21 protein-coding genes are annotated in these 25,807 nt (G+C 52.3%); 8 read left to right on the forward strand and 13 right to left on the reverse strand.

Features of this window, described 5'->3' with window-relative positions; translation table 11 throughout:
* Positions 1-329 precede the first annotated feature (329 nt).
* The 3 genes from cobN to C7B82_RS03060 all read left to right on the forward strand — a co-directional run bounded on the left by cobN (position 330) and on the right by C7B82_RS03060 (position 7,382).
* Positions 330-4,520: a cobaltochelatase subunit CobN gene (cobN, locus tag C7B82_RS03050; protein ID WP_106254820.1), complete on the forward strand. Its 4,191-nt coding sequence runs from the start codon at positions 330-332 to the stop codon at positions 4,518-4,520.
* A 56-nt stretch (positions 4,521-4,576) separates the two neighbouring features.
* Positions 4,577-6,433 (forward strand): ShlB/FhaC/HecB family hemolysin secretion/activation protein, encoded by a 1,857-nt coding sequence (locus C7B82_RS03055; RefSeq protein ID WP_106254821.1) that lies wholly within the window; start codon positions 4,577-4,579, stop codon positions 6,431-6,433.
* Between the two features lie 100 nt (positions 6,434-6,533).
* Positions 6,534-7,382, forward strand: a complete 849-nt coding sequence (locus C7B82_RS03060; RefSeq protein WP_181357324.1) for a type IV pilin-like G/H family protein — start codon at positions 6,534-6,536, stop codon at positions 7,380-7,382.
* A 2-nt stretch (positions 7,383-7,384) separates the two neighbouring features.
* On the opposite strand, the gene C7B82_RS03065 is transcribed toward C7B82_RS03060, so the two are convergent.
* The 3 genes from C7B82_RS03065 to C7B82_RS34125 all read right to left on the reverse strand — a co-directional run bounded on the left by C7B82_RS03065 (position 7,385) and on the right by C7B82_RS34125 (position 9,360).
* Positions 7,385-8,212, reverse strand: a complete 828-nt coding sequence (locus C7B82_RS03065; protein ID WP_245939705.1) for a hypothetical protein — start codon at positions 8,210-8,212, stop codon at positions 7,385-7,387.
* Positions 8,213-8,389: 177 nt separating this feature from the next.
* Entirely contained in the window at positions 8,390-8,995 is a 606-nt protein-coding gene (locus C7B82_RS03070; protein ID WP_106254824.1) for a DUF1517 domain-containing protein, read from the reverse strand.
* Positions 8,996-9,228: 233 nt separating this feature from the next.
* Entirely contained in the window at positions 9,229-9,360 is a 132-nt protein-coding gene (locus C7B82_RS34125) for a hypothetical protein (protein ID WP_281258913.1), read from the reverse strand.
* Positions 9,361-9,482: 122 nt separating this feature from the next.
* Here C7B82_RS34125 and C7B82_RS03075 point away from each other — a divergent pair, with 122 nt between their 5' ends.
* The 4 genes from C7B82_RS03075 (at position 9,483) to C7B82_RS03090 (ending at position 15,229) form a co-directional block, all read left to right on the forward strand.
* Entirely contained in the window at positions 9,483-11,531 is a 2,049-nt protein-coding gene (locus C7B82_RS03075) for an ABC-F family ATP-binding cassette domain-containing protein (RefSeq protein WP_106254825.1), read from the forward strand.
* A 19-nt stretch (positions 11,532-11,550) separates the two neighbouring features.
* The gene (locus tag C7B82_RS03080) at positions 11,551-12,135 is read left to right on the forward strand and encodes a Uma2 family endonuclease (protein ID WP_106254826.1); all 585 of its coding nucleotides are present in this window, start codon (positions 11,551-11,553) and stop codon (positions 12,133-12,135) included.
* A gap of 276 nt (positions 12,136-12,411) precedes the next feature.
* On the forward strand, positions 12,412-13,494 hold the full coding sequence (locus C7B82_RS03085; RefSeq protein WP_106254860.1) for a mannose-1-phosphate guanylyltransferase: 1,083 nt from the start codon (positions 12,412-12,414) through the stop codon (positions 13,492-13,494).
* Between the two features lie 82 nt (positions 13,495-13,576).
* Positions 13,577-15,229: an ABC1 kinase family protein gene (locus C7B82_RS03090; RefSeq protein ID WP_106254827.1), complete on the forward strand. Its 1,653-nt coding sequence runs from the start codon at positions 13,577-13,579 to the stop codon at positions 15,227-15,229.
* 37 nt (positions 15,230-15,266) lie between these two features.
* Here C7B82_RS03090 and C7B82_RS03095 read toward each other — a convergent pair whose 3' ends face one another.
* The 9 genes from C7B82_RS03095 to petH all read right to left on the reverse strand — a co-directional run bounded on the left by C7B82_RS03095 (position 15,267) and on the right by petH (position 23,807).
* Positions 15,267-15,953 carry an urease accessory protein UreF gene (locus tag C7B82_RS03095; RefSeq protein WP_106254828.1) on the reverse strand — a complete coding sequence of 229 codons (687 nt, stop codon included), beginning with the start codon at positions 15,951-15,953 and terminating at the stop codon, positions 15,267-15,269.
* 134 nt (positions 15,954-16,087) lie between these two features.
* Entirely contained in the window at positions 16,088-16,600 is a 513-nt protein-coding gene (locus C7B82_RS03100) for an urease accessory protein UreE (RefSeq protein ID WP_106254829.1), read from the reverse strand.
* Complete coding sequence (locus tag C7B82_RS03105; RefSeq protein WP_181357325.1) at positions 16,597-17,451, reverse strand: urease accessory protein UreD; 855 nt, start codon at positions 17,449-17,451, stop codon at positions 16,597-16,599. Before C7B82_RS03105 ends, C7B82_RS03100 begins: the two co-directional genes overlap by 4 nt.
* Before the next feature lie 67 nt (positions 17,452-17,518).
* Positions 17,519-18,217, reverse strand: coding sequence for an urease accessory protein UreG (gene ureG, locus C7B82_RS03110; RefSeq protein WP_106254831.1), 699 nt, complete (start codon positions 18,215-18,217; stop codon positions 17,519-17,521).
* 177 nt (positions 18,218-18,394) lie between these two features.
* Positions 18,395-20,101, reverse strand: coding sequence for an urease subunit alpha (ureC, locus tag C7B82_RS03115; protein ID WP_106254832.1), 1,707 nt, complete (start codon positions 20,099-20,101; stop codon positions 18,395-18,397).
* Entirely contained in the window at positions 20,101-20,502 is a 402-nt protein-coding gene (locus C7B82_RS03120; protein WP_106254833.1) for an urease subunit beta, read from the reverse strand. Before C7B82_RS03120 ends, ureC begins: the two co-directional genes overlap by 1 nt.
* A 146-nt stretch (positions 20,503-20,648) precedes the next feature.
* Positions 20,649-20,963 carry an urease subunit gamma gene (locus C7B82_RS03125; protein ID WP_106254834.1) on the reverse strand — a complete coding sequence of 105 codons (315 nt, stop codon included), beginning with the start codon at positions 20,961-20,963 and terminating at the stop codon, positions 20,649-20,651.
* Positions 20,964-21,531: 568 nt separating this feature from the next.
* Positions 21,532-21,879 (reverse strand): HU family DNA-binding protein, encoded by a 348-nt coding sequence (locus C7B82_RS03130; protein ID WP_281258915.1) that lies wholly within the window; start codon positions 21,877-21,879, stop codon positions 21,532-21,534.
* A 686-nt stretch (positions 21,880-22,565) separates the two neighbouring features.
* The gene (gene petH, locus C7B82_RS03135; protein ID WP_106254836.1) at positions 22,566-23,807 is read right to left on the reverse strand and encodes a bifunctional rod-capping linker CpcD/ferredoxin--NADP reductase PetH; all 1,242 of its coding nucleotides are present in this window, start codon (positions 23,805-23,807) and stop codon (positions 22,566-22,568) included.
* Between the two features lie 650 nt (positions 23,808-24,457).
* Between petH and C7B82_RS03140 the strand changes: the two genes are divergently transcribed.
* A complete protein-coding gene (locus C7B82_RS03140) occupies positions 24,458-25,462 on the forward strand; it encodes a phosphoribulokinase (RefSeq protein WP_106254837.1) in 1,005 nt (334 codons plus the stop codon).
* Positions 25,463-25,542: 80 nt separating this feature from the next.
* Here C7B82_RS03140 and C7B82_RS32955 read toward each other — a convergent pair.
* A partial coding sequence (locus tag C7B82_RS32955) for a hypothetical protein (RefSeq protein WP_219903948.1) occupies positions 25,543-25,807 on the reverse strand: 265 nt, incomplete at its 5' end.

Consider the following 25,807-nt stretch of genomic DNA (forward strand, 5'->3'; position numbering starts at 1 on the left):
GTTCTATCGCAAGAACGCCATTTAGGATAAGTGCAATAGCATTTATAGCGATCGTCACAACATTTAGGACATGGGGATCAAAGGGGGTGTGGGGGCGTTGCCCCCAGCCAGGGGTTCCACCCCTGCACCCCGTCCTAACCCATCTGTCTATTGCTATAGGATGAGTGCAATAACCGTCAGTAGAGCGTTAGCAAAATTTTTATCTTATTCAATTCAAGGGCTGATTTCTATTGTCGAATCCACCTCGACGATGAGACTCGTGATCGACGCTGGGTGTACCTGCAATAATGGTAGCCATTGCCCGCGATCGTTATTTAATTTAAACGCCGATGCATCGTCTTGCTACTTTGCCAGGAGGCTGGAACCCGTCTACGGATGGGGTGATTTTTGTGGAACAGCAGCCTGCGCCGATCGTGGTGATCACGGCAGCGGATACGGATATTCAAACCCTCGCGGCGGCGGCGGCCCAACTGCCAGACGGGTTTCCAGCGTTCCGGGTGGTGAATTTGCTCCAATTGCAGCAGCAGTTGACGATCGACACCTATGCGGAGGATGTTTTAGCCAATGCGGCAGTGATTATTGTGCGCTTGATTGGCGGACAGTCTTACTGGAGCTATGGGTTGGATGTGGTGGAGCAAACGGCGAAGGAAACGGGTGCGGCGTTGATTTTCCTTCCGGGTGATGAGCGTCCTGATCCAACGTTGGCGAGTCATTCTACGGTTTCATTAGCGCTTGTGAATCAGGTGTGGCAGTACTTTATTGAGGCGGGCAGCGAGAATTATCAAAACCTCTTGAGGTTTGTTGCGGCAGAATTTTTGGATTATGCGATCGATTATCAGTTGCCTCGATCGGTGCCGCGCGTGGGGCTCTATGAATATGGCTCGGGCGCTCGGTCTGAGGTTGTTGTTCAGGTAAATTGTGGCTTCGATGAAAACCCTCTCCGGGGGTCTTCCCCCCGGTCCCCCGTTATGTGGGGTCCTAGCTCCCCCACACCCCCCGAACAGGAGTCTTACGGTGAAACACAAAGGTTACTGATTGGGGGTGATCTGGTAAGTGCAGCAAGGGTTGAGGGGAAGAGTGTAAGGAAGTCAACAGAAGCGTTGGGTGACGAAAACGATGAAGCCTTGGGTAAAGTAGCGATCGTGTTTTACCGAGCGCATTATTTGGGGGGTAATACAGCGGCGATCGATGCGCTTTGTGTTGCTTTAAGTGAGCGCAATTTAACGCCTGTGCCTATCTTTATCTCGTCGCTTAAAGAGCCGGATGTGCAGGCGGAACTGATTCGCTATTGCAGTCAGAATGTTGACGTGTTGCTCAACACAACGAGCTTTTCGTTGGCGAGCTTAGATACCGATACACCTAAAGTTGATTTGTGGAAGACGCTGGACGTGCCAGTTTTTCAGGTCATTTTTAGTGGAGGCACAAAAGAGGCTTGGGAGTCGGGTGCACAGGGCTTGACACCACGCGATATGGCAATGAATGTGGCGTTGCCAGAAGTGGATGGCAGAATCATCACGCGAGCGGTGTCTTTCAAAACAGTGCAGACTCAGAATGCGCTGCTGCAAACCGATGTGGTGGTGTATGAGCCAGAGCGATCGCGCATTGAATTTGTTGCAGAGTTGGCAGCTAATTGGGTGAAATTACGTCACACGCCGATCGCGGAACGAAAAATTGCGCTCATTTTGGCGAACTATCCCAACCGCGATGGACGGTTAGCCAATGGGGTGGGTTTAGACACGCCAGCAAGCTGTTTAGAAATACTCAAAGCACTTCAACTGGCAGGTTATACCGTTTCAGAATTGCCTGAAACCAGTGATGAGCTGATGCAACGGTTAACAACTGGCGTGACCAATGATCCAGAAAGTTTCGGGTGGCGATCGGTAAACCAAGTGCTAGCGCTAGAAGACTACACAACCCATTTTCAGACGCTACCTGATGCCGTACAAACAGGTATCCAATCCCGTTGGGGCGACCCACTTGAGACAGAGGCTTTCCCGATCGCAGGCCTGCAATTTGGCAATGTGTTTGTCGGCATTCAACCCGCACGGGGCTACGATCGCGATCCTACCCTCAACTATCATGCGCCCGATTTAGAACCCACTCACTCCTATCTGGCGTTTTATCACTGGGTGAACGCTCACTTTGGCGCAAACGCCATTGTGCATGTGGGCAAACATGGCAATTTAGAATGGCTTCCCGGAAAGAGCGTGGCGCTATCAGAAAACTGCTATCCCGAAGCCGTGTTCGGTGCCATGCCACATCTTTACCCGTTCATCGTGAATGATCCGGGTGAAGGTTCCCAGGCAAAACGACGATCGCAAGCCGTCATTCTCGATCACCTCACGCCACCCATGACTCGTGCCGAACTGTACGGCAGTTTGCATCAGTTGGAAGGCTTAATCGATGAATACTACGAAGCCCAAACCCTTGATCCAGCACGAGTCGGCCTCATTCGCGATCGCCTCATGCAACTCATTCAGCAAGAACACCTTCACAAAGATTTGGGCATCGCCACCGAGCTATCCGACGAAGCAATCACCAAAGTATTAACCGCCGCTGATGGCTACTTGTGTGAACTCAAAGAAGCCCAAATTCGCGACGGCTTACACATCTTTGGGCAATGCCCCGATGGACGACAACTCCGCGATCTAATCGTCGCGATCGCCCGCAACCCCAACGCCAATCGTATGGGTTTAACGCGCGCGATCGCCCAAGACTGGCAACTCGACTTCGATCCACTCACCGCCAATCTAGGCGACATCCTGGAGCCCACTCAGCACCCCGCCCTCCAAACCTGCCGCATCATCGGCGATGCCATCGAAATCATCGAAAACCACGCCGCTTCTCTTATTGAAGTACTTCTTTCTCCTCCACGCGCACTCAGTACAGAGGTTGCTTCACTCGTTGGGTTTCGTCCCTCAACCCAACCTACATCTCTGAATTCCCCTCCAGAACTAGCAGCAAACACCGATCACCCCTCGATCGCCCTTCAACCTTCTTGCCAGAACTCTGATTCGGGGGGCGTGGGGGAGTTAGGCCCCCACATCGCGGGGGGCCGGGGGGAAGTCCCCCGGAGAGAGCCTCCAACCGAAGCAGAAATATCCGCATTCGATCACTGTGAGCAAAACACGATCGGACAGCAAACACAGCAAGAATTAGATTGGGTACGCGATCGCCTCCTCCCCGCCCTACGCAAAACCGATCAAGAAATCACCAACCTCCTACGCGGTCTAGACGGCCAATACATCCCCAGCGGTGCCTCCGGTGCCCCCACCCGCGGACGACCCGAAGTCCTACCCACCGGACGTAACTTCTACTCCGTAGACATTCGCGCCGTCCCCACCGAAACGGCCTGGGACATCGGACGCAAAGCCGCCGAAACCCTCGTAGAACGCTACACCCAAGAACACGGCGAATACCCCAAAACCCTGGGACTCTCCATCTGGGGCACCGCCACCATGCGCACAGGCGGCGACGACCTCGCAGAAGCACTCGCGCTACTAGGCGTACAGCCCGTCTGGGATGGCGTTTCCCGACGAGTCATTGATTTCGAGATTCTACCCCTGTCGCTCCTCGGTCGCCCACGCGTAGACGTCACCCTACGCATTTCCGGCTTCTTCCGCGATGCCTTCCCGAACTTGATTGACTTATTTGACAGTGCCGTCAATGCTGTCGCCAACCTTGACGAACCCGACGACCAAAACCCCCTCGCCGCTCAAGTACAGCAAGAGACCCTACGCTGGGAAGCCGAAGGACTCATCGCAGAACAAGCCGCCGCCCGATCGCGCTACCGCATCTTTGGTTCCAAACCCAGCGCCTATGGAGCCGGATTACAAGGCTTAATCGAATCTCAAAACTGGGAAAGCGAGGCTGACCTGGCCCGCGCCTACATGAACTGGAGCGCCTACGCCTACACTCGCAGCGCCGAAGGCAAATCAGCCCCCGAAGCCTTTACACAACGGTTGAGCACGATGCAAATCGTGTTGCAAAACCAGGACAACCGCGAACATGACTTGCTCGATTCCGATGATTACTACCAGTTTCAAGGCGGCTTAACAGCGGCTGTCCGCTCTGTATCAAAGACGACTCCAGAAATCTACTTTGGCGACAACGCCTGCACCGCACAGCCCAAAGTTCGCAAACTGAGCGAAGAAATCGCTCGCGTTTACCGCTCCAGAGTCGTCAACCCCAAATGGATTGCGGGCACCATGCGACACGGTTATAAAGGCGCGTTTGAAATGGCTGCAACGCTAGATTATCTCTTTGCCTACGATGCCACCACGCACTGCGTCGAAGACTTTATGTACGAAGGCGTTGCCGAAGCGTATATCTTTGACCCAACCGTGCAGGACTTCATCCAAAAAAGCAACCCCTGGGCATTGCGCGATATGGCAGAACGCCTGTTAGAAGCAAACCAGCGCGGCTTATGGCAACAGCCTTCTCCAAACATGCTGGAGCGCTTGAAAGCGATCGCCAACGAAGCTGAAGGCACGATCGAGGCACAACAAAACAAGGCTTAATACCCTTCAACCATCAGTCCATGAGATGATGCCAAAAGTCGTGCATCGATGGTTCCATGCAGAACCCTTTCCCAACACTCCGACTGGGGTGCAGTTTACTGATCGCGCTGAGTCTTGTTACCGCAAAGCCTCCGAAGGGGCAGAGTGTTGAACTTGAGCGATCGCCACAATTTCTGCTCAATCCAGCCACAGGTATAAAGCAGGTCAAATCTCCATCGATCGCGCCAGTGATACAGTCGATCGCCCAAACTCCGCGACCGAAACCTGCACCATCCCCAACGGTGCCACAACTGCTACCACGGGAACCAGCCCCACCGTCTACCCAACCACCTCCAGCCTCGACTCCAGCGCCCTTACCATCACTGGATCAGCTTTTCCCGCAGCCTGAAGCCCCAACGCCATCACAGCCTTCTACTGAAAGCCCTCCCGAAACGATTACCGTGGAGCGGATTGAGGTCATCGGCAGCACCGTCTTTAGTGCCGCAGACTTCGCCAAAATTACAGAGCCGTTTACCAAGCGTTCCTTGGCGATCGCCGAATTATTTCAGCTTCGATCGCTCATTACGCAGCTTTACGTCGATCATGGCTACATTACCTCTGGTGCATACATTCCACCACAGACGCTGCAAGGTGGAGTGGTGACCATTCAAGTCGTAGAAGGCAGGCTAGAAGACATTACCGTCACAGGAGCCCGTCGCCTCAACCCCAACTACGTGCGATCGCGGTTGGCGATCGCCGCTGGGCCACCGCTAAATCGCAATCGACTGCTAGAAGCCCTGCAACTACTACAGCTCGATCCACTCATTCAATCCCTGGCTGCAGAGTTAGCGGCTGGCACCCGTCCCGGTGAAAGCGTGCTGTCAGTGCGGGTCACCGAAGCCCAAAACTTGAATGGACAACTGTTGTTTGACAACGCACGTGCGCCCAGTGTCGGCACCGATCGCCGACAGCTTCAGCTGAGTTTAGGCAATGTTACAGGGTTGGGCGATCGCGTGAGCGCCATTTATACCAACACCAACGGCAGCAACGCCCTCGACTTGAGCTATACTGTGCCTCTCAATCCGCGCAATGGCACCCTGAGCATCAACTACGGCACAGCCTCCAGTAATGTCATCGAACCGCCCTTTGATGGGTTGGGGATTGAGTCCAAATCTCGCTATTACGAGTTCACCCTTCGACAGCCGATCATCCAAACGCCCACCCACGAATTGGCACTTGGTTTTACTGCCACCCGACGCGAAAGTGAAGCGACCCTGCTCGATGGACTCATTCCGTTTCCCGCTTTGGGAGCCGATCGCAATGGCAAAACACGCCTCACCGCCCTGCGCTTTTTTCAAGAAGCCACCTGGCGCGGCAGTGCCGAAGTCGTTGCGCTCCGCTCTCAGTTCACCGTAGGACTAAACGCCCTGAATGCAACCATTAACCCAGACCCGCCCGACAGCCGCTTTTTTGCGTGGCGAGGACAGGCACAGTGGGTGCGGCTCCTGGCGCCAGAGACCTTACTGCTTGTGCGCAGCGACTTACAAATCGCAGACCGACCCATTCTACCGCTAGAACAGTTTGGCTTAGGGGGACAGGACAGCGTGCGCGGCTATCGCCAGGATGCCTTGCTGACCGACAGCGGTCTCTTTGCCTCGGCAGAACTCCGCATTCCCATCTTGCGCTTGCCAAAACTGAATAGCCTGTTGCAACTGACGCCATTCATCGACGTTGGTACTGCCTGGAATTTGGGCAACAGCCCCGATCCCGATCCCAGAACGCTATTGGCAATTGGCTTGGGTCTGCGGCTGCAATGGAGCGATCGCGTCACCGCTCGCCTCGATTGGGGCATTCCACTCATCTCGATCAGTGGTGCCAAAAACACCTGGCAGGAAAATGGGGTATATTTTTCGATCGTCGTGAATCCGTTTTAGAGGCGTTGTTAGTTATTAGAAAGAAGCAGAAGGCTAAACATTGCCTCTGTACTTAAAGGGAATGTTGCAACTAACTCTGGGAAAGGTAGGATCGCTAGCTATGAAGATTCTTTTGACCAATGTTTGCGTTCAGTTGGCAATCGCCATAACACTGGCTGCGTGTAACACCTCTCGTCCATTTGTCACCGCTTCGCCATCACCCGATATCCTGTCATCCAGTCCAGTAGCTAGCAGCCCGTCACCGACTCCTACAACAGGCGATCCGTTTGCTAAAGGTGTCGATAAAGCAGCCAGTGCAACTAGTCTGGCTCAATCGGCTCAAACACCAGAAGACTGGAACTTAGTACTCGCGCAATGGCAACGGGCGATCGCTTTCATGAAAGCAGTGCCGCCGACTAGCCCCAACCGTGCTGCAGCCCAGGCGTTACTGGCAAAATACCAGCAGAATTTAGCACGCGCTCAGCAGCAAGCTAAGCAAGGTGGTCCAAGCTCGGTTACGGTAGCCCGCAAAGATGGGCAAGAGGGTGTGCCTCTAATCGCAGGTGGTCAACCGTCTGCCAGCCCTGACATACCAAAAAATGCGGTAGCTACAATGGAGGCTCCAGTCACAATTAGCGCCTTGCTGCAGCAACAAGCAGAGTTTTTCGCTAAACAAAAACGCTTTGCTGCTAATCTTGCAGAGTTAGGCACTAATATTCCTGGTGCTACGCTCAACTACACCTACAGCACGAGCGGAGCACAGTCAAAGCAAGCCACTGCAACAGCAACAGCAAAACAGGGCGACCTGCCCAGCTATACAGGCGCAGTCTTTGCCGTCAAAGATAACAAAAACAACAATCAGACGGTGGCCACCATTTGCTTTAGCAGTACTCCTCCTAAAACACCGCCGCCACCGCCTCAGCTAGTAGGTAAGGACGCCCAATGCCCAACTGGTTCTTCTAAGATGTAAGGCTAGCGGCGTCTGCTGCCAAAGCTGCGCGATCGCGAACTACCAAAGCCTTTGTTGGGGCTGCTGCGATAGCTGCCGCTAGAACGCTCGGAGCGTCGCAGTGTACTGTTGCCGTAGCCAGAACCCGTCGAACGATCGTACTGGCCTGTATTGCGCGATCGAGCGGTGCTGGATGTAGGCGTGCGCAACTGTCCTGTCGTTCTGAGCTGCCGGGTACGCACCTCAGCCGGAGGAGCCTGATAGCGGCTCTGGTAGCTGTTCACCGCTTGATTGTAAGACGAGCCATACCCACCATACCCAGCCAACGGTACTCCTGGCTGGTACATCGGCGGCACATAGTATTGCGGTCTAAATAGTAAACTGCCCAATGCCTGCCCTGCTAGCGCGCCTGCAAAGGGTGCCCAGAAATTTGATTCCTGACGCACTACAACGGTTTCTTGGCGACCAGACTGCGGATCGGTTTGGGTTTCAGTCACGTTATGCACATACTCAAGCTTGAAGTCTTCGGTCAGGTGCAGCGCGGGTTGTCCATTCTCAACCTTGAGGTAGCTCTTTTTACCAGACGAAACCTCTTCCTCCGTTAAACGAGCCATCGGTACATTGGTGGCTCGAAATACAGATGATTCGCCCGGTTTTGTATTGAGCAACATGACATTGTATTCGCCGCCATCGTCGTTGTAGGTTGCCTGCTGCACGGAATACTCTCCATCCGAGAGTTTAGTTTGGGCAACGGTACGAGCCTGTTCGGTCTGCGATCGAGTATCAGTCTTACGATCGTCCGCAAGTGGATTACCGCAACCTACAGAGGTCCAAATAAGCGTCAAAGCCATCGAAACAAGCAGAAGTTTGCGTAGCATAGGTCAGTGAATGAACTCAGTGAATGAACGTGTACTGTATTGCTATAAATCGGTTCAGCGGTTAATCAATGATAGAAATGGATTGAAGCGATGAATGGGAACGTTGCCGTACTAGGCAGTGAATACTTCTAGCCAAGATTGATTAGCACCCTAGAGCGGAATGAGTTCTGGAAAGCCAACCAGCACTTGATCAGACGTTAACTCATCACCTAACCGCGCAGGCGAGAAATGCACCTGAACGGCTCGCAGCGTTTCCTGGTAGTGCAGATTGACCAACGCCTTTAACCCGGCTCTTAAGGCGCTCATACTAGCGAGATCAGCTTCCAGTTCGGGCACTTCCCCTTCAAAAGCAACTGTCAGCATGACAACCAGATGATGGGTAGCAGGCAGTGCCAACGGTTCGTCGCGGTTAGCGCTCATACTCTCCACATCGGGAGCACTGCGATAGCGCTGAGCCGAATCGGTAAACAACTCTGTAACAAAGTCGCCTGCTTCGCCTTCATCCCAAAAGACATCCCCTTCGTTACCCGCCGCTTGCCAGTAGGTGTCGTATTGCAGCAGGCTTTGGCAGATTTCAACTAAGCCTTCTCCCAGCACCGTCATATCGCCTTCGCTATCTACTGCGTCAAAGGCAGCCTTGTTGAGAACACCCAGCAATGGTGCTACTTCTTCACCCACTAAGTGAATAAACAGGCGACAAACGACAAAGCGAGTTTTGCCACCCAGTTGATTAAAGCGATCGCGCCACGAACTCATGTCTCAGTCCCTCTAGCAACCATAAAATCCTAACGATTTAGTCCTACAAGTTGCTAGCCATCTTCTCAATGTAGTCAGTCAACTGTGTCACGTTATCTACCTCAGGTTTAGCCTGCCTTTCGCAAGGCATGATGTTCGGATAACCTGCCCTCGGCTGTACGGGAAACAAGAGAGGATGGGGAGAAAAGCGACTGTCTGGTAAGGACATGGGAATGCTAAGTCCTTTTTGTTTGCTAGAACGCTCCTAACGCCTTAATCGTCTCTTCGTCCTTCAGACCGTCTCCCTTACTGCCACTGCTGAGTGTTACCGTAGAACGGGGCTGAGAAAGCAGTTCTTCTTGCCAGCGACTTAACCTAAAACTCATTGAATACACTCCGTTGAACGCCCTTCGGCCTGGGTCTCAATGACACAGCTTGCGTCACAGCCTGACCACCGACTCCTGACCGCTGACTCCTCCACTTTTCATTCGTAATTTTTAATTGATCAATGAGTATCTTTACGCTGCGATCGCTCCACAAAGACTTTGGCATCAAAGAAATCCTGCATGATGCCAGCTTTAGCCTGGATGATGGTGACAAGGTGGGGTTGATTGGCACCAATGGATCGGGTAAATCAACGCTGCTGAAAATGATTGCAGGGTTAGAGTCGATCGACAGTGGCGAAATGTTGGTCAATCCCAGCGTTCGCATCGTCTATCTGCCACAACAACCAGAGCTAGACGACGATCGCACCGTACTGGAACAAGTGTTTGCTGACAGTGGCGATCAAATGGCTCTGGTACGGGAGTTTGAAGAAATTTCTGATAAACTAGCGCACGGGCACGGCGATCAAGACCAGTTAATGGCAAAGCTTTCCAGCCTGACTCACCAGCTAGATGCAACCGGAGCCTGGGATCTGGAAACCAATGCCAAAATTATTCTGACGAAACTCGGTATCGACGATTTTGAGGCCAAAATTGGCGATCTTTCGGGTGGCTATCGCAAACGGATTGCGCTGGCAGCCGCATTGCTGTCCGAACCCGATGTGCTGCTAATGGATGAGCCCACGAACCACCTGGATGCACTCTCGGTCGAATGGCTGCAAAGCTATCTCAACCGCTTTCGGGGCGCACTACTCCTCATTACCCACGATCGCTACTTTCTCGATCGCGTCACCAATCGCATCCTGGAGATCGATCGGGGCGATCTCTTCACCTACAGCGGCAACTATTCCTACTATTTAGAGAAAAAAGCACTGGCAGAAGATTCCGCCGCCAGCACCGAGCGTAAGCATCAGGGACTGCTGCGCCGCGAACTGGAATGGCTCAAACGGGGGCCCAAAGCACGCAGTACGAAACAAAAGGCACGGATCGATCGCGTCCACGCTCTACAAGCAACTGAGTTTAAGCAAGGTCACGGCAAAGTTGATATTGCTACGGCTGGACGTCGCATCGGTAAGAAGGTTATCGAACTGGTGGCTGTCACAAAGGGGTATGGCGATCGCACCTTGATCAACGGCTTCACCTACGAATTCAGCCCCGAAGATCGCGTCGGGATCATCGGTGGCAACGGGGTCGGCAAATCCACCCTGATGGACATGATTACGGGACGCCTTCAGCCCGACTCCGGCACCGTCGAAATCGGCACTACCATCCACATCGGCTACTTCGACCAGCATTCCGACGACCTCACACTCAACCCGGAACAACGCGTCATCGATTACCTCAAAGATGTGGCCGAACTGGTGAAAATCGCCGATGGCACGGTCATTACCGCCTCCCAAATGCTGGAGCGCTTTCTGTTTCCTGGCAACCAGCAGTATGCGCCGATCAACAAACTCTCCGGTGGCGAACGGCGACGGCTCTTCCTGCTACGTGTCCTCATGAGCGCGCCCAACATCCTCATTTTGGACGAGCCCACCAACGACCTGGACGTGCAAACCCTCGCTGTCCTGGAAGATTACCTGGAAGATTTCAACGGCTGCGTCATTGTCGTTTCCCACGATCGCTACTTCCTCGATCGCGTCGTCGATACCATCTTTGCCTTCGAGCCGGACGGCACTCTGCGCCAATATCCGGGAAATTATTCGGTGTACCTCGACTACAAGCGAGCAGAAGAGGCTGCAGCGGTCAGCAGTCAGCGGTCAGCAGTCAGCGGTCAGCAGTCAGCGGTCAGCGGCAGAAAGCAGAAAGCAGAACCCACTCAAAACTCTTCTTCACTCCCCACTCCCCACTCCCCACTCCCTATACCCTTATCCCCAACTCAAAATATCTCCGTAGGAGACGCTTCGCGTTTCTTGAATGCCGAAGGCTATACAAAACTCAAAACTCAAAACTCTCGCAAGCTTTCCTACAAAGAAAAGCGCGAATTCGAGCAGTTGGAAACTCAAATTCCCGCAATGGAAGCTGAAAAAGAGCAGATCGAGAAAACGTTGTACAAAAATCCACCATCAGGCTTCAGCGAAGTGCAAGCGCTTTCTGCACGATTGGCGGAGTTAAATAGCGCGATCGACGCTGCGACCGATCGCTGGTTAGAATTATCGGAAATGGAGTCTTAATCCTTCACTGGTCAACGCAATGACTGCTCTCACCCTCAACTTAAGTCCCACTTTGGAACTGACCGATGATCAGTTCTATGATCTCTGCCAGCACAATCGAGATTTGCGCATTGAGCGCACAGCAAACGGAGAACTTCTCATCATGGCTCCTGTCGGCGGCGAAGGTGGCTCACGCAGCGGTAGAGTAAATCAACAAGTATTCAACTGGATTGATACAGACGATCGAGGAATTGCCTTCGATTCTTCTACTGGCTTTAAATTGCCGAACGGGGCAGACCGATCGCCCGATGCTGCTTGGGTGAGCCGAGAACGTTGGGATACACTTACACCTGAGCAAAAGCGTAAATTCCCGCCCCTATGTCCTGATTTCGTCATCGAATTGCGCTCCGAAAGCGATTCCCTGCAGACCCTCCAGGCAAAAATGCAGGAGTATATCGAAAATGGTGCGCGACTCGGTTGGCTCATCGATCCCAAAAAACAACAGGTGGAAATTTATCGTCCAGGACAGGTTGTAGAAATTCTGCAAGACCCAGAAACGCTTTCAGGTGAGGATGTGCTATCAGGATTCACATTAAATCTAAAGCCGATTTTCAACCGCCTTTGAACAGTACGCGATATCCGGATCACAGCGCTGCTCTTTACAATCTCTCGGTTTGCCTCACCAGAGTGAAAAGGTTTGGTGAAGTAAAAAAGAAACCGATCGAGATCGTGTAGGCATTCACCTACGATCGACTAGAAGCGAGCAAGCCTGGACGGCACATCTCGGACGATCAATCGTCACAGTAGAGAATCTCATCCTGCGTTTATAGTTTTTGGCCAGCGTCTTAACGCTCACTAAAACTCATGCCTTCAGCCAATCTCAACGGAGTCCATGCTAACGATGCCCAATCAATCTTTAGTGACTGTCATTCTCGCGGGTGGAAAAGGTGAGCGGTTTTGGCCACTCAGCCGCAGAAATCGCCCCAAGCAATTCCTGAGCCTGGATGGCAGCGGTCGTAGCCTGTTACAAGCAACCGCAGAACGATTGCTGGCGATCGCAGGCGGTTGGGCGTCCATCTATGTCGTCACAGCATCGCACCTCGCCGACGGTGTGAGAGAACAACTGCCTGAACTGCCCGAAGAGAATCTTTTGATCGAACCCGAAGGTCGCGATACCGCGCCAGCAGTCACCTGGAGCACCTTGAGGATCGCTGAACGCTATGGCAAAGACACGGTGGTTGGTTTCTTCCCCGCCGATCACTGGATTGCTGATGAAGCCGCATTCCAGTCAACGCTGCAGGCTGCTGCTGAACTTGCCACGAAAGAAGACGCGATCGTCACCCTCGGCATTGCGCCCACCTTTGCGTCTACTGGCTACGGCTACATTCAGGCAGGTGAGGCCATTGGCACGTATGGCACGAATGCTGAGCAGGAAGGCTTTCCGGCTTATCGCGTCACCCGTTTTACCGAAAAGCCCGATCGTGACACCGCTGAACAATTCCTAGCCACTGGCACCTTTAGCTGGAACAGCGGCATGTTCGTCTTCCGTGCTGGCGTGGCGCTGGATGAATTGCTGGTTTATGCACCGGAAATCATGGGGCCTCTAGAAGAGCAAGGGGTTGAAGCCTATCCCACCCTGCCCAAAAAGAGTATCGACTATGCTCTGATGGAGAAAACTCAGCAGGCATACGTCTTACCTGTTGCCTTCGGTTGGGATGATCTGGGCGACTGGAACGCGATCGAACGTCTGCTCAAAGGCGAAAGCGCCAATGTTGAACTCGCCAGACACATTGGTCTAGACACTCATGGCGCACTCTTCTACGCCACAGATCAGGATGATCTCATTGTCACCATTGGGCTGGAAGATACGGTGATTGTGCGCGATGGCAACGTCACGCTCATCGTCAAAAAAGATCGGACTCAAGAAATCAAACAGGTCTTGAAGGAAATTCAAGCCGATCCGCAGTTCAAAGATCTGCTTTAGTTGTTAGGTTTTAGGGGTTAGTTATGAGAGTCTTCAAGCAAGCCTTCCGACTAACCTCTAACAACCAACCACCAACAACTGCATGTTTTCTCGCCTTGCCCAATCCAGCGCCCGTCAGCGCGAAATTGCTGAAGTCGTCCTCCGCAACGGTTGGGGCTACATGCGACGGTTGCTCACAGGCACCAAAGCTGAAGAACCGCAACTGCCGCCGCCTGCTATCCTCCGCAACATTCTGGTTGAGCTCGGTCCCGTCTACGTCAAGTTAGGGCAATTGCTCAGCACTCGTCCCGATTTGCTGCCGCCAGAATACATCACGGAACTAACCGCACTCCAGGCGGAAGTGCCTGCTGTAGCGTGGCAAGAAGTTGAAGTGGTGATTCGGCAGCAGTTGCGTCGTCCGCTCGAAGAGGCGTTTACGACCATTAATCATCAGCCTGTTGCGGCTGGCTCGATCGCCCAAACCCATCGGGCAACCCTGGCAGACGGACGGGAAGTGGCACTCAAAATTCAGCGTCCCGGCATTGAGGCGATCGTCGATCAGGACATTGCACTCGTTCGCACGCTGGCGGATTTGGTTTCGCGCACCAACTTTGGCAAGTACTACGACCTCAAAGCCCTGGCAGAAGAATTTGCCACCGCGCTCATCGGCGAATTAGACTTCATGCTGGAAGCGACACATACTGATCAGCTGCGCAGCAACCTTTCTAGCAGCCGTTGGTTTGATCCCAAGCAGTTGGTTGTGCCCGAAATTTATTGGGCACTGACGACCGAGAAGCTGCTGGTCATGGAATGGCTAGACGGTGTACCGCTGCTGCAAGGGAACTTCACTGGCGTGGGGCATGGCGGCGATGCCACGGCTGAAAGTAAGGCGATCGTCACGTTACTGGTGCAGGCATTCTTTCAACAGATCTACATCGACGGCTTCTTTCACGCCGATCCGCATCCCGGCAACCTCTTTTACTTAAGGGACGGTCGCGTCGCGCTGCTGGACTGCGGCATGGTGGGTCGCCTCGATCCCCGCACACAGCAAGTTTTAACCGAAATGCTGCTGGCGATCGTCAACCTGGATGCCCAACGGTGCACCCAACTCACTCTGCAACTGGCAGAATCGGTACAGCCTGTCAATTTGGCACAGCTTGAAAGCGATTACGATCGCCTCTTGCGACGGTACTTCAACCTCAATCTGGCACAGGTCAACTTCAGCCAGTTATTTTACGAAATTCTCCAGCGAGCGCGGGCAAATCATCTGCGCGTCCCCGGCAACATGGGACTTTACGCCAAAACTCTGGCAAACCTGGAAAGCGTTGCCCGTAAGCTAGACCCCGAATTTAACCTGTCTGACCAGATTAAACCCCTGATGACTGACCTATTTCGGCGACAACTGGTGGGCGAAGCGCCACTCCAGGCACTCTTGCGTACAGCCCTGGATATCAAAACCCTTTCCCTGCAATCGCCACGCCAACTGGAACTGTTGCTCGATCGCGTTACCTCCGAAACCCTCCAGTGGAATCTGAATCTGCGCGATCTCGATCCCCTGCGTCGCAGTGTGGATGACTCTGCCAATCGTCTTTCGTTCAGTATTGTCGTCGGTGCATTGATTATGGGTGCAGCGACGATTTTGGCAAACGATCGTACCGGGCGATTATTCTGGGTCAGCAGTGTCCTGTTCTTTTCCGCCAGTTTTCTAGGGCTTTGGCTGATTGTAAGTATTCTGCGATCGGGTCGGCTCAAGTAGCTCTAACTGCTAGGCCTAGTTTCTGCGTCAGCCCTGGCTAGTTAACAAATTGTTTATAGGCAAGCTGCTTGTGTGACATCTGAGCGAGATCGATCGCAGGCGTACACGACCACATCGCGTCTAAAGCCACCAACTGAGCCTGATCAGCGATCGTGATGATGGTTGAAGCCATGCGGCTGATCATCTGCTGTGCCTTTAAATGTCCTAAGACGCCTAACCGGATCGCAGCCCCCACTAAACTGGTGATGAAATTGTGGAGAAACGCGAGAACAGTATCACTTTCGCTCAAGCCAACGGTTCGACCCACCACCGCAAAAACGATGGGATGTAGTCCGGGTGTTTGGTTGGTTTCGATCGCGTCTTGCAACGCATCTAATTGTGGGTCTGCCCAAGTCGATCGCGCCACCATCAATAATGCCTGCCCGGTCTTGCACTGAGCCTCCCGCGTTTCTTGTAGCAAGGTTTGGGCAAACAGGCGCTTGTCTGCTCGGTAGATTTCTGGCAAGCTGTTAACCGAACTGGCACGGTAGGCATGAATCAATGCCACCAGATCAGAACAGCCCACTTTGTTGTGCAGCAGTAAGTGAATAAAGTCTTCCACATCCTGGGCGGAAGCAACCTGCCGGGTTTGCACTAGAGCCTCTAACCCATGCGAGAGCGTAAACGACCCTGACGGAAAGAAGGAATCAGACAATTGCATGAGCGCGAGACGACGATCGAGCATACGGTTGAGGGCAATCAGGGCCTATAAAGGAATATTGAAAGAAAGATTGGCAACCTGTAGGGGCTTAGCATTGGGCGGTAAAGCCTGTCTTGATAGTCACTCATTGCCCAAAGGCTAAGCCGGTAGACGGTCGTTTAATGGTGAGAATGAGCAGAAAAGGTAAGCAAGTTGTCGGTAGCCTTAGTCTCGTAGCCAATCTGTAAGCCCAAAATCGCAAAACCTTGAACAGTTGCTTCCATCACCAACGGGTCTGCTGCAAGCTCAACGTAAATGCGATCGGGCTGCACGAGAATCGGCCAATGATGATTACCCAGCGCATGTCCTAGATGGATGAGTTTGATTGCCTGCCCGTTTGCATCGCCAGCAAAACTCAAGACCATGACGGTTTGAGCCGCAAGATGCACCAGCACCCATTGTCCGTGGTCGGTTTCAAACACATCGCCATCGCTGAGCACCCGATCGCGCCCTTTAATGATGCCGATCGCGTCTCCGGTTGTGGCATGGGCATGGATACGACCTTTCGCGCGATCGCTTTCCTGAAGCTGCACCTCCAGCAAGGCTCCCGTTTGTTGAGCCTGTTTGACATGGGCAGCGAGATGGGTATCCTCACCCACATTGCCACGATAGGTTGATGCCAGAATGGTCATTTGGGAATCTCTGGTAGGGGCGGTTGGTCGCTCACACGACGCATACTGTTCAAGGCACAATGAACGGCTAATTTTACGGTGGAAACATTCTCTGCCATTGCCCGCACCAACAAGCCATTGCAGTTTGGTAAACGAGAACTGGCAAGCATTAGCTTCGGGATCGTTTTTGCGAAAGCGGCCAGAGTTTGCTGCAACGGCTGTAAGTCGATACCAGGAAGCACGATGATCACGCTGGCAAGAATAGGCAAAGGTGCGAAGAGAGGATGGACAGTAACGCGATCGCCGTGTCCTGACAGTTGCATGGCATCGGCAAACACTAACGATCCATCGGGTGTGCTGACTTGTAAGCGACTTAAACAGTGGCGAAACTGATAGCATTCCCCTCGCGCCAGTCGTCCTGGCACAATGATCTCGCCGAGAAACAACCGCCCGGTTGGATCAAGCGTGACAGTCACCGTTTGCTCCAGGTTGGCATCCCGGTAGAGCAGCAAGGGTTCTGGCACAAACTCTAACGTGGCTCCTGCTCCAATGTGAAGGTTATAGCTGAGGCGACCCACCCGATCGGCAGGCATGGTATGGACTTTCGTCGCGGACTGATCGGTGAGATAAAGGCTTGTCTGGTCGTCTAACCGCACTCGAAGCTCTAGCACATCGTCAGCCAGCAGTCCCGGTGACGAGTTCATCATGTAAAGGTAGGTGCGGCTGGTATCCATCGGGTCAAGCCGCAACGCGCGCGATAGCCGAAAGGGATAGGTAGCATATTGGCGACGCACGAATGATTGACCGGCGCGATCACGCCCAATGTGCAAATCAAGCTGCGGTTGCTGTGCCGTACCGTTTAACACAGCCATTGATGGAACCTTGACAGCAAACATACTTCAGGAGTTGTAAAGAAAATAGTGATAGGGCTTTTAGCGGTTAGCGGTCAGCAAAACGTTGAGCGCTAAGGGCTGATGGCTGATGGCTGATAGCTTGCGTCTCTAAAAATGTAGGCTCGTAAGGAGTACTCCGAAACAAAACGGTTTCGAGAATAAACTGCATCACGTGATCCAGACCTTCGCCCGTTTTACAGTTGGTATAGGCGATCGGTTTGCTGCCGCGTCGTTCCCCAGCTTCTTTGCGAATGACCGCTAAATCGGCTCCTACATAGGGGGCAATGTCGATTTTATTAATGACAGCCAAGTCTGCCTGCATAAAGCCAGGCCCATTTTTACGAGGAATATCATCGCCCGCACCGACATCAATGACAAACAGATACGCATCAATCAGGTCGTAGCTAAACGTTGATGCCAAGTTGTCGCCACCGCTTTCGACAAAGATTAGATCAAGCTGTGGAAACGACCGTTCCAGGTCACGAATCGCCAGCAGGTTCATCGTGGGATCTTCACGGATCGCCGTGTGGGGACAACTGCCCGTTTGTACACCGATAATCCGTTCGGTAGGTAGAAAGCCTTTCCGCTTGAGGCGATCGGCATCTTCATGCGTCAGCAAATCATTGGTGACAACGGCAACTTCAACGCCTTGTTGCTGCAACAGCGGTACCAGACATTCCAACAGTGCTGTCTTGCCGCTCCCAACTGGACCACCGATGCCTAAGCGAGCCACTGATTTTTGCATCCTGAATTGCTCTCAGTAAGAACAAATAGTTGGGCTAAGTAAACGGATATCATTAAACTGAACATGCCTGATGGACTGACCGCTGACCGCTGACTGCTGACTGCTGACTGCTGACTGCTGACCGCTGACCGCTTTGAGAGCTTGTCAGTTTAAGGAGGGGCCTCTACTTATCTCTACTTATCTAAAGATGTAAAGCCGACCCAGAGGCACTTGCGCCACTGGATCACAAGTCGCAATCTCGCCATTCACCCGGACCTGGAAGGTATCGGGGTCTACTTCAATGTCGGGGCAAGCATTGTTGTGAAGCATATCGGCTTTGCTCAGCGATCGCGTCCCTTTTACAGGCAACAGTTGCTTTCGCAGTTTCAGCTTGTCTGGCAAACCAGCCTCCAATGCAGCCTGAGTGACGAAGCAAAACGAGGTTGACTGGCTAGCGCTGCCAAAACTGCCCCACTGAGGGCGGTACAGAATCGGCTCACAGGTCATCAGCGAGGCGTTGGATTCACCCATAGGCGACCAGGCAATAAAGCCACCTTTGATGATTAACTCTGGTTTCACCCCAAAGAAGCCGGGTTGCCACAGCACAATATCGGCCACCTTGCCAGTCTCGATCGAGCCTACGTGAGCATCAATCCCGCAGGTGATCGCGGGATTAATCGTGTACTTCGCCAGATACCGCAAAATCCGCTGATTATCGTTACGAGCGGTATCTTCCGGCAGTACGCCCCGCTGGTCTTTCATCTTGGAGGCGAGCTGCCAGGTGCGACAAATAACTTCCCCAATGCGACCCATCCCCTGACTGTCAGATCCCATCATACTGATGGCTCCCATATCGTGCAGGATGTCTTCTGCCGCGATCGTTTCCGCCCGAATGCGCGATTCTGCAAACGCTACATCCTCTGGCACCCTTGGGTTGAGGTGATGGCACACCATCACCATGTCTAAGTGTTCGTCAAAGGTATTGACCGTATAGGGATTCGTCGGATTCGTAGAGGACGGCAAGCAGTGCGAGTACGAGGCGACTTTGATGATATCGGGGGCATGTCCACCCCCTGCACCTTCCGTGTGATACATGTGAATGGTGCGACCCCGAATGGCCGCCAGCGTGTCTTCCACATAGCCCGACTCATTCAACGTGTCGGTATGGATTTGCACCTGAAAGTCATACTCGTCCGCCACCGAAAGGCAGGTATCAATCAGGGCAGGCATCGCGCCCCAATCTTCATGAATTTTTAAGCCGATCGCGCCACCGATCACCTGTTCCACTAAACTGGCAGGCAAACTGGAACTGCCTTTGCCCAAAAAGCCAAAGTTGACGGCGAACCCTTCCGATGCCTGGAACATTAAGCTCATGTTATGAGCGCCACCGGAACAAATGCCAACGGTGACTGGTCCTAAGCCGCCGCCGATCATCGTAGTGATGCCGCTGGATAGTGCTTCAGCACACAGCCCCGCACTATCAAAATGCACATGGCAATCAATGCCCCCAGGAGTGGCAATTAACCCTTCCGCCGATCGCACATCCGTATTGGCGCTAATCACCAGATTGGGCTGCACACCGTCCATAATGCCGGGGTTTCCAGCTTTCCCAATACCGACGATTTTGCCATCTTTGATGCCGATATCGGTTTTGACAATACCCTGTACCGGATCCATCAACAGGACATTTGTGATCACCAGATCCAACGCACCCTCGGCAGCAGTAACGCCCGAGGCCAAGCCCAAGCTATCCCGCAAGGTTTTGCCGCCGCCAAAGACGCATTCATCGCCGTAGACGGTCGTATCGCGTTCCACTTCTGCGATTAAAGAAGTATCCCCCAACCGGATACGATCGCCCGTTGTGGGGCCAAACAGTTCGGCGTAGCGTTCCCGACTAATTTCCATTACACCCCTCGTTCTGGTGACGTACTGTAACCGAGCGATCGCACGCGCTCCAAGGCTGTGGCTTTAGCCTCCGGCGCATCCAATGCTTGATTGACTAAATTGTTGAGTCCCTGAACATGACGATTGCCGCCGATCGCTACCAGCACCACATCTTTGGTATCGCCTGGCTCAAAGCGCACCGCGGTTCCTGCTGGAATATCTAACCGGAACCCATACGCCGCCGCGCGATCGAACTGCAACGCGCGGTTCACCTCAAAAAAGTGGTAGTGGGAGCCAACTTGAATGGGTCGATCGCCTAAATTCGCGACGCTAATTGTTGCTGTAGCTCGTCCCGCATTAATTTCTAGCGTTCCTGGTTCGCACAATATTTCACCGGGAACGGCTTGGGAATAATCCGTCATGACATGACCTTTAGATTGGTTAAAGCATTAAATGCATTCGTTTGGGCAAGCTATCAGCTATCAGCGGTCAGCTATGAATGCTGATAGCTGACCGCTGATAGCTAATCTCCCCATTGCTCCAGGACAAACTAATCCCTACCAAGGCCTTAGACTCCAGGACTGCGAATGGGATTGTGCACGCTGACCAATTTCGTGCCGTCAGCAAAATGCGCTTCGACCTGAATGAGCGGAATGAGTGCAGGGACACCCGGCAAGACATCATCCGTAGTGAGCAACGTGGCTCCTTCTGACATGAGTTGAGCCACCGATTTGTCTTCCCGTGCGCCCTCAATCAGTAGATCGGTAATGTAAGCGATCGCCTCTGGCACATTGAGTTTGATTCCCTTATCTTTACGGCGACGCGCAATCTCTGCTGCCGTAAAGATGGTTAATCGCTCCATTTCTCTGGGAGTTAAGTACATACCGCTCACTCTCTGACACGCTGCATGACACCCGCATTACACCGTTATTCGTGCAGATCTTAAGTAACAAATGTTACAGAAGCAATCCGGTGTATGGCTTTGGCACAAGGATCGTTGACGATCGAGCCTCGGCGATGAAGCGGTTCGGAAAAGGCATGGCATGAAGTGAGCACAGCGAACGCGTGTGCCAATGCCTCAATCACGGATCGAGAGACTAATGCGCTTAAAAGAGAAAAACACACTGGTTCTTCACTGCAACACCAGCTACCGGCACCAATCCTCATGGACAATGCAGGTGACAAGTCTTAGAAAAGGCGATTGGAGCGATTGGATGCAGGTAAACCCTAATCGGGGCATCCAAACGGCTTAACAAGCTCAAAAGGGCAGACGACGCTCGCCTGTCGCTAGCAAGATGGCGATCGATCAACCTGCCCCAGACGTAAACATGACAACGCATTAAGCATGCCTGAGCAAGCAGGCACCAGTTCACCCGAAACGCAAAAACCCCGTGCCATTAGCAGGGGGCGATCGTCAAAGAGGCGTTCACACCAAACAAGCGGTTGAGCGGTTACTTTTTCGCTTTGGCTTTTGATTTGGTGGCTTTCTCTTCTTTCTCTTCTTTGGCTGGAGCGACCTTTTCCTTAAACAACTTGCCCGCTGAGAAAGCAGGAACCGTCGTCGCAGGAATCTTGATCGGCTTACCTGTGCTGGGGTTGCGCCCTTCACGCTCTTGGCGTTGGCGAGCTTCAAACGTGCCAAACCCAACCAGGGTAACTTTGTCGCCAGCAGAGACCGCTTCGATAATCGCGTCTACCGCCGCACTCAGTACTGCATCCGCATCTTTCTTGGTGATCGATGCCTTTGCTGCGATCGCGTCCACTAATTCACTCTTGTTCATGGCATGAGCCCTTAGTATTGTTGATTCAAATGTGTGCCGTGATTATAGTTCAGCTATTTGCAAATGGAGCAATATATCAAGATTCAATTATTGTTAATCGCTTTTCATTCGTATTATTCCTACCCACCGTAAGATTTGCTGGCTCGATACCCCACAGAATTACAGGGCATAAACCGAGTAGATATTACCGAATGTAAAGTAAGGTTCGCCTTCACCTACAAGCCCAATTTCACCGCAAAAGGTAATGCACTTGGCGCAGATTTTGATATAGCAAATGCGATCGCGACTTACCAGAAGCGCGACTCAAACCAATGTCGGCATTCCTAAAACCCTTTAAGGAAGAGCATTTCAGCTTTTCGACAAGCATTCACAATGGCGTTCTAGCGCAGCTAAAGCGGCTCTGACCCACGGCTGTCAAACGGTCTAGAGGATGACTTGCGTTGGCGATCGATCGTTTGTGGTCATCGACGCAAGCGCACTCAAGAAACGGAAAAAGCAGATGGCTCATCAAGATCCATCTGCTCCAATGAGAAAACCTGCAGCTCTTTGCAGTGAGTCAGTCGTTAGGAATGAGAATTTAATAAAACCGACAATTTTGTAGGGGCTTAGCATTCGGGTAAAAGCGCTTACCGTAGCCAAAGGCAACCCTGCCGAATGCTAAGCCCTTACCGTGAGGATGACCGATGTTATTTAATCCACGCTCCTTAGTAGGTTTCTACATGCCAGCGACCGGCTTTCTTCAGCTCACGCTGGTAGGTTTTCCACTCCTTGCCTTCTTTGGTTGCTTCAACCGAGAGGGCCGCGTCGATGCCGTCTTCCATCCCTTTCAAGCCGCAGATGTAGACGTGGGTCTTCTCGTCCTCCAGCAGCTTGTAAATCTCTTCGGCGTGTTCAGCCACACGATGTTGGATGTACATTCTGCCGCCTTCGGGATTTTTCTGCTCTCGGCTGATGGCATAGGTAACGCGGAAGTTGTCAGGATACTTGGCCTGAATTTCTTCCAGTTCCTCTTTGTAGAGTACGTTGGGTGTTGTTGCCACACCAAAGACTAACCATGCCAACCCTTTGAACTGATAGTCAGGATTCGCTGCCCGCTCATTATCCTTAAACATGCGCCACAGATACGCCCGGAAGGGTGCAATCCCGGTGCCTGTAGCCAACATGATCACCTTCGCCTCTGGATCTTCAGGCAACAGCATTTCTTTGCCGGTTGGTCCCGTAATCTTGATTTCGTCCCCAGGCTTCAGGTCGGTCAGGTAAGTAGAGCACACACCATAGACCGTTTCGCCTGTTTCTGGATGTTTGTATTCAAGCTGACGAACGCACAGAGAGACGGACTTGTCGTCAACATCATCGCCATGACGGGTAGATGCGATCGAGTAAAGCCGTAGCTTTTCAGGCTTTCCGTTTTTGTCTGTACCAGGAGGAATAATCCCAATACTTTGACCTTCCAGATACCGCAAATCTCCTTCGGAGATGTCGAACTTAACGTGCTGACAAATACCGATACCACCTTCCTTCACGAGCGGTTCGTTTGAAACCACCCGTCCCACAAAGGGGGCATTAGGGCGATAGATATTCACGGGAATATCTGCCTTTGCCTTTGCCTGAGTCATAGGCTTTTTCTCTGCTCCTGGTTGGTTACCCTTTCCAGTTTCTACTTTTAACCCAGTTTCTTTCTGTTCTGGGGTAACGTTCCCATTCATTTTAGAATCAGCAGTCAACGGCTGAATGCTAACAATTTTGCCACCCAATCGCGTAATCTTTTGCATGATTTCGTTCATGCGGCTGTAAGGCACATTGATAAAGGTGCTGCCGCTCTGACGAATGGGATAGCTCATACGGGCGGTTTCGCTGCCCTGCCGCAAACCGACTACTTCATAGCGAAAAATGCGGCTACCAGCTGCCGTAATAGCAGTACCACCGACTGCGTTTGAGTTGTACATTTTGCTCAATCTCTCCGGAACCAGACCTAATTTGTTGTTATTGTGCCGTATCTTGAACTATGCCGGGTGTGTTTGCAAGCAGCGTAGCGTCCACAGCGATAGCACTAGAATGAGACTGACCATCTTATAAGCGCCTAAGCCTTCTCCACAGTCAATCTCGATTCGTACATCGCTCTTGATCCTCGATCACTCGTGAGCACCCTTGCCAACCAGGAAGACGTGAATCAACCCGAATCGCTCCTTTTATTTCAGTCTACAGACTTAAGTCCACAGATCATGAGCCAAAACACTGGCAGCGAAACGAGACAATCAATTTAGCTCCCTTCACGATCGCTGCGCCCCCTTAAGCACAGCAGGAAAATCAATTCCCATTAAGCCTTGTGGTGACGATCCCGTTTTTGGTAAGATTACGTTAGCGGTAGTACTAAATACTTACTCGATTCGGTTCAGAGTTTGCCACGACAGAGAATTATTTTTACTTTTCTGGTGACTCTGCTTCCTGATAATGTTGTGTGAGAATCTTTATAGTTTGCGATCGACGGCTTTCAGTATGAATGACCGCATGCGGGTGAGCGCGATCGTAAACGCACCGTTGTTGCAGCTTAACTCAAGACACAGTTAGTAGATATCTTTTCGCTTAGAGGAAACCTATGACCAGTAAGCCAGACCGCGTGGTTCTGATCGGCGTTGCCGGAGACTCCGGGTGCGGTAAATCCACCTTTCTGCGCCGACTAACAGATTTGTTTGGGGAAGATTTCGTGACAGTAATCTGCCTGGACGACTACCACAGTCTGGATCGGAAGCAGCGCAAAGAGACCGGTATCACCGCCCTCGATCCAAGAGCCAACAACTTTGATCTCATGTATGAGCAAATCAAAGCGTTGAAAAGTGGCGAAATCATTAACAAGCCCATCTACAACCACGAGACGGGCATGATCGACCCGCCAGAACGGGTTGAGCCCAATCACATCGTTGTCATTGAAGGTTTGCATCCTCTGTATGATGAGCGCGTGCGTAACCTGCTTGACTTCAGCGTCTATCTTGACATCAGCGACGAAGTCAAGATCGCCTGGAAAATTCAGCGCGACATGTCTGAACGAGGACATACCTATGAGGACGTGCTGGCAGCCATTAACTCCCGCCGCCCTGACTTCAAGGCCTACATTGATCCACAAAAAGAATTTGCTGACGTCGTCATTCAAGTGCTGCCGACTCAGCTCATCAAAGATGATAAAGAGCGGAAGGTGCTGCGCGTTCAGATGATTCAGCGCGACGGTGTAGAGGGCTTCGAGCCCGCGTATTTGTTTGACGAAGGTTCGACGATCGACTGGATTCCTTGCGGTCGCAAGCTCACCTGCTCCTACCCTGGCATCAAAATGCATTACGGGCCGGATGCTTACTACGGTCACAGCGTTTCAGTGCTAGAGGTTGATGGGCAGTTCGACAAGCTTGAAGAAGTTGTCTACATTGAGCAACATCTGAGCAAAACATCGGTCAAGTATAGCGGCGAGTTGACCGAGCTATTGCTGCATCACCGTGAGTATCCGGGTTCTAGTAATGGCACGGGCTTATTCCAGGTCTTAACAGGCTTGAAAATGCGGGCAACCTACGAACGCTTGACGACGAAGGAAGCCAAGATCGCTGCTAGAGTTTAGCGTTAATGCAAACCCGCCTCTAGCGCTAAAGATCTCGAAGGGACGTGTAAACGTCCCTTTTTTGGCCTTTACAGCCGTTTTTATCTGAAATAAGCCAAAGATTGTAGAGTGAGCACTGCCCACAGACCTTGCACCGAGGCTTTTTTGAAAAATTGTGGGCAGTGCCCACCCCACTGAAAATCGCTGTCATTCAAGCGTGTCAATAGGTGCTGTCTATTGAAGCGGATGGTTGAAACGATGGAAAGTTTCACCGCTAGCTTGTTATCCCCAGGGCGAACGCACACGTAACTTAACAATGAGTGCATGGAGAATACAGAAGACTTAGGATTCAAGGCAGTCGTGCAT

Origin of the sequence: Stenomitos frigidus ULC18 (assembly GCF_003003795.1) — a bacterium.
Taxonomy (GTDB): domain Bacteria; phylum Cyanobacteriota; class Cyanobacteriia; order Leptolyngbyales; family Leptolyngbyaceae; genus Stenomitos; species Stenomitos frigidus_A.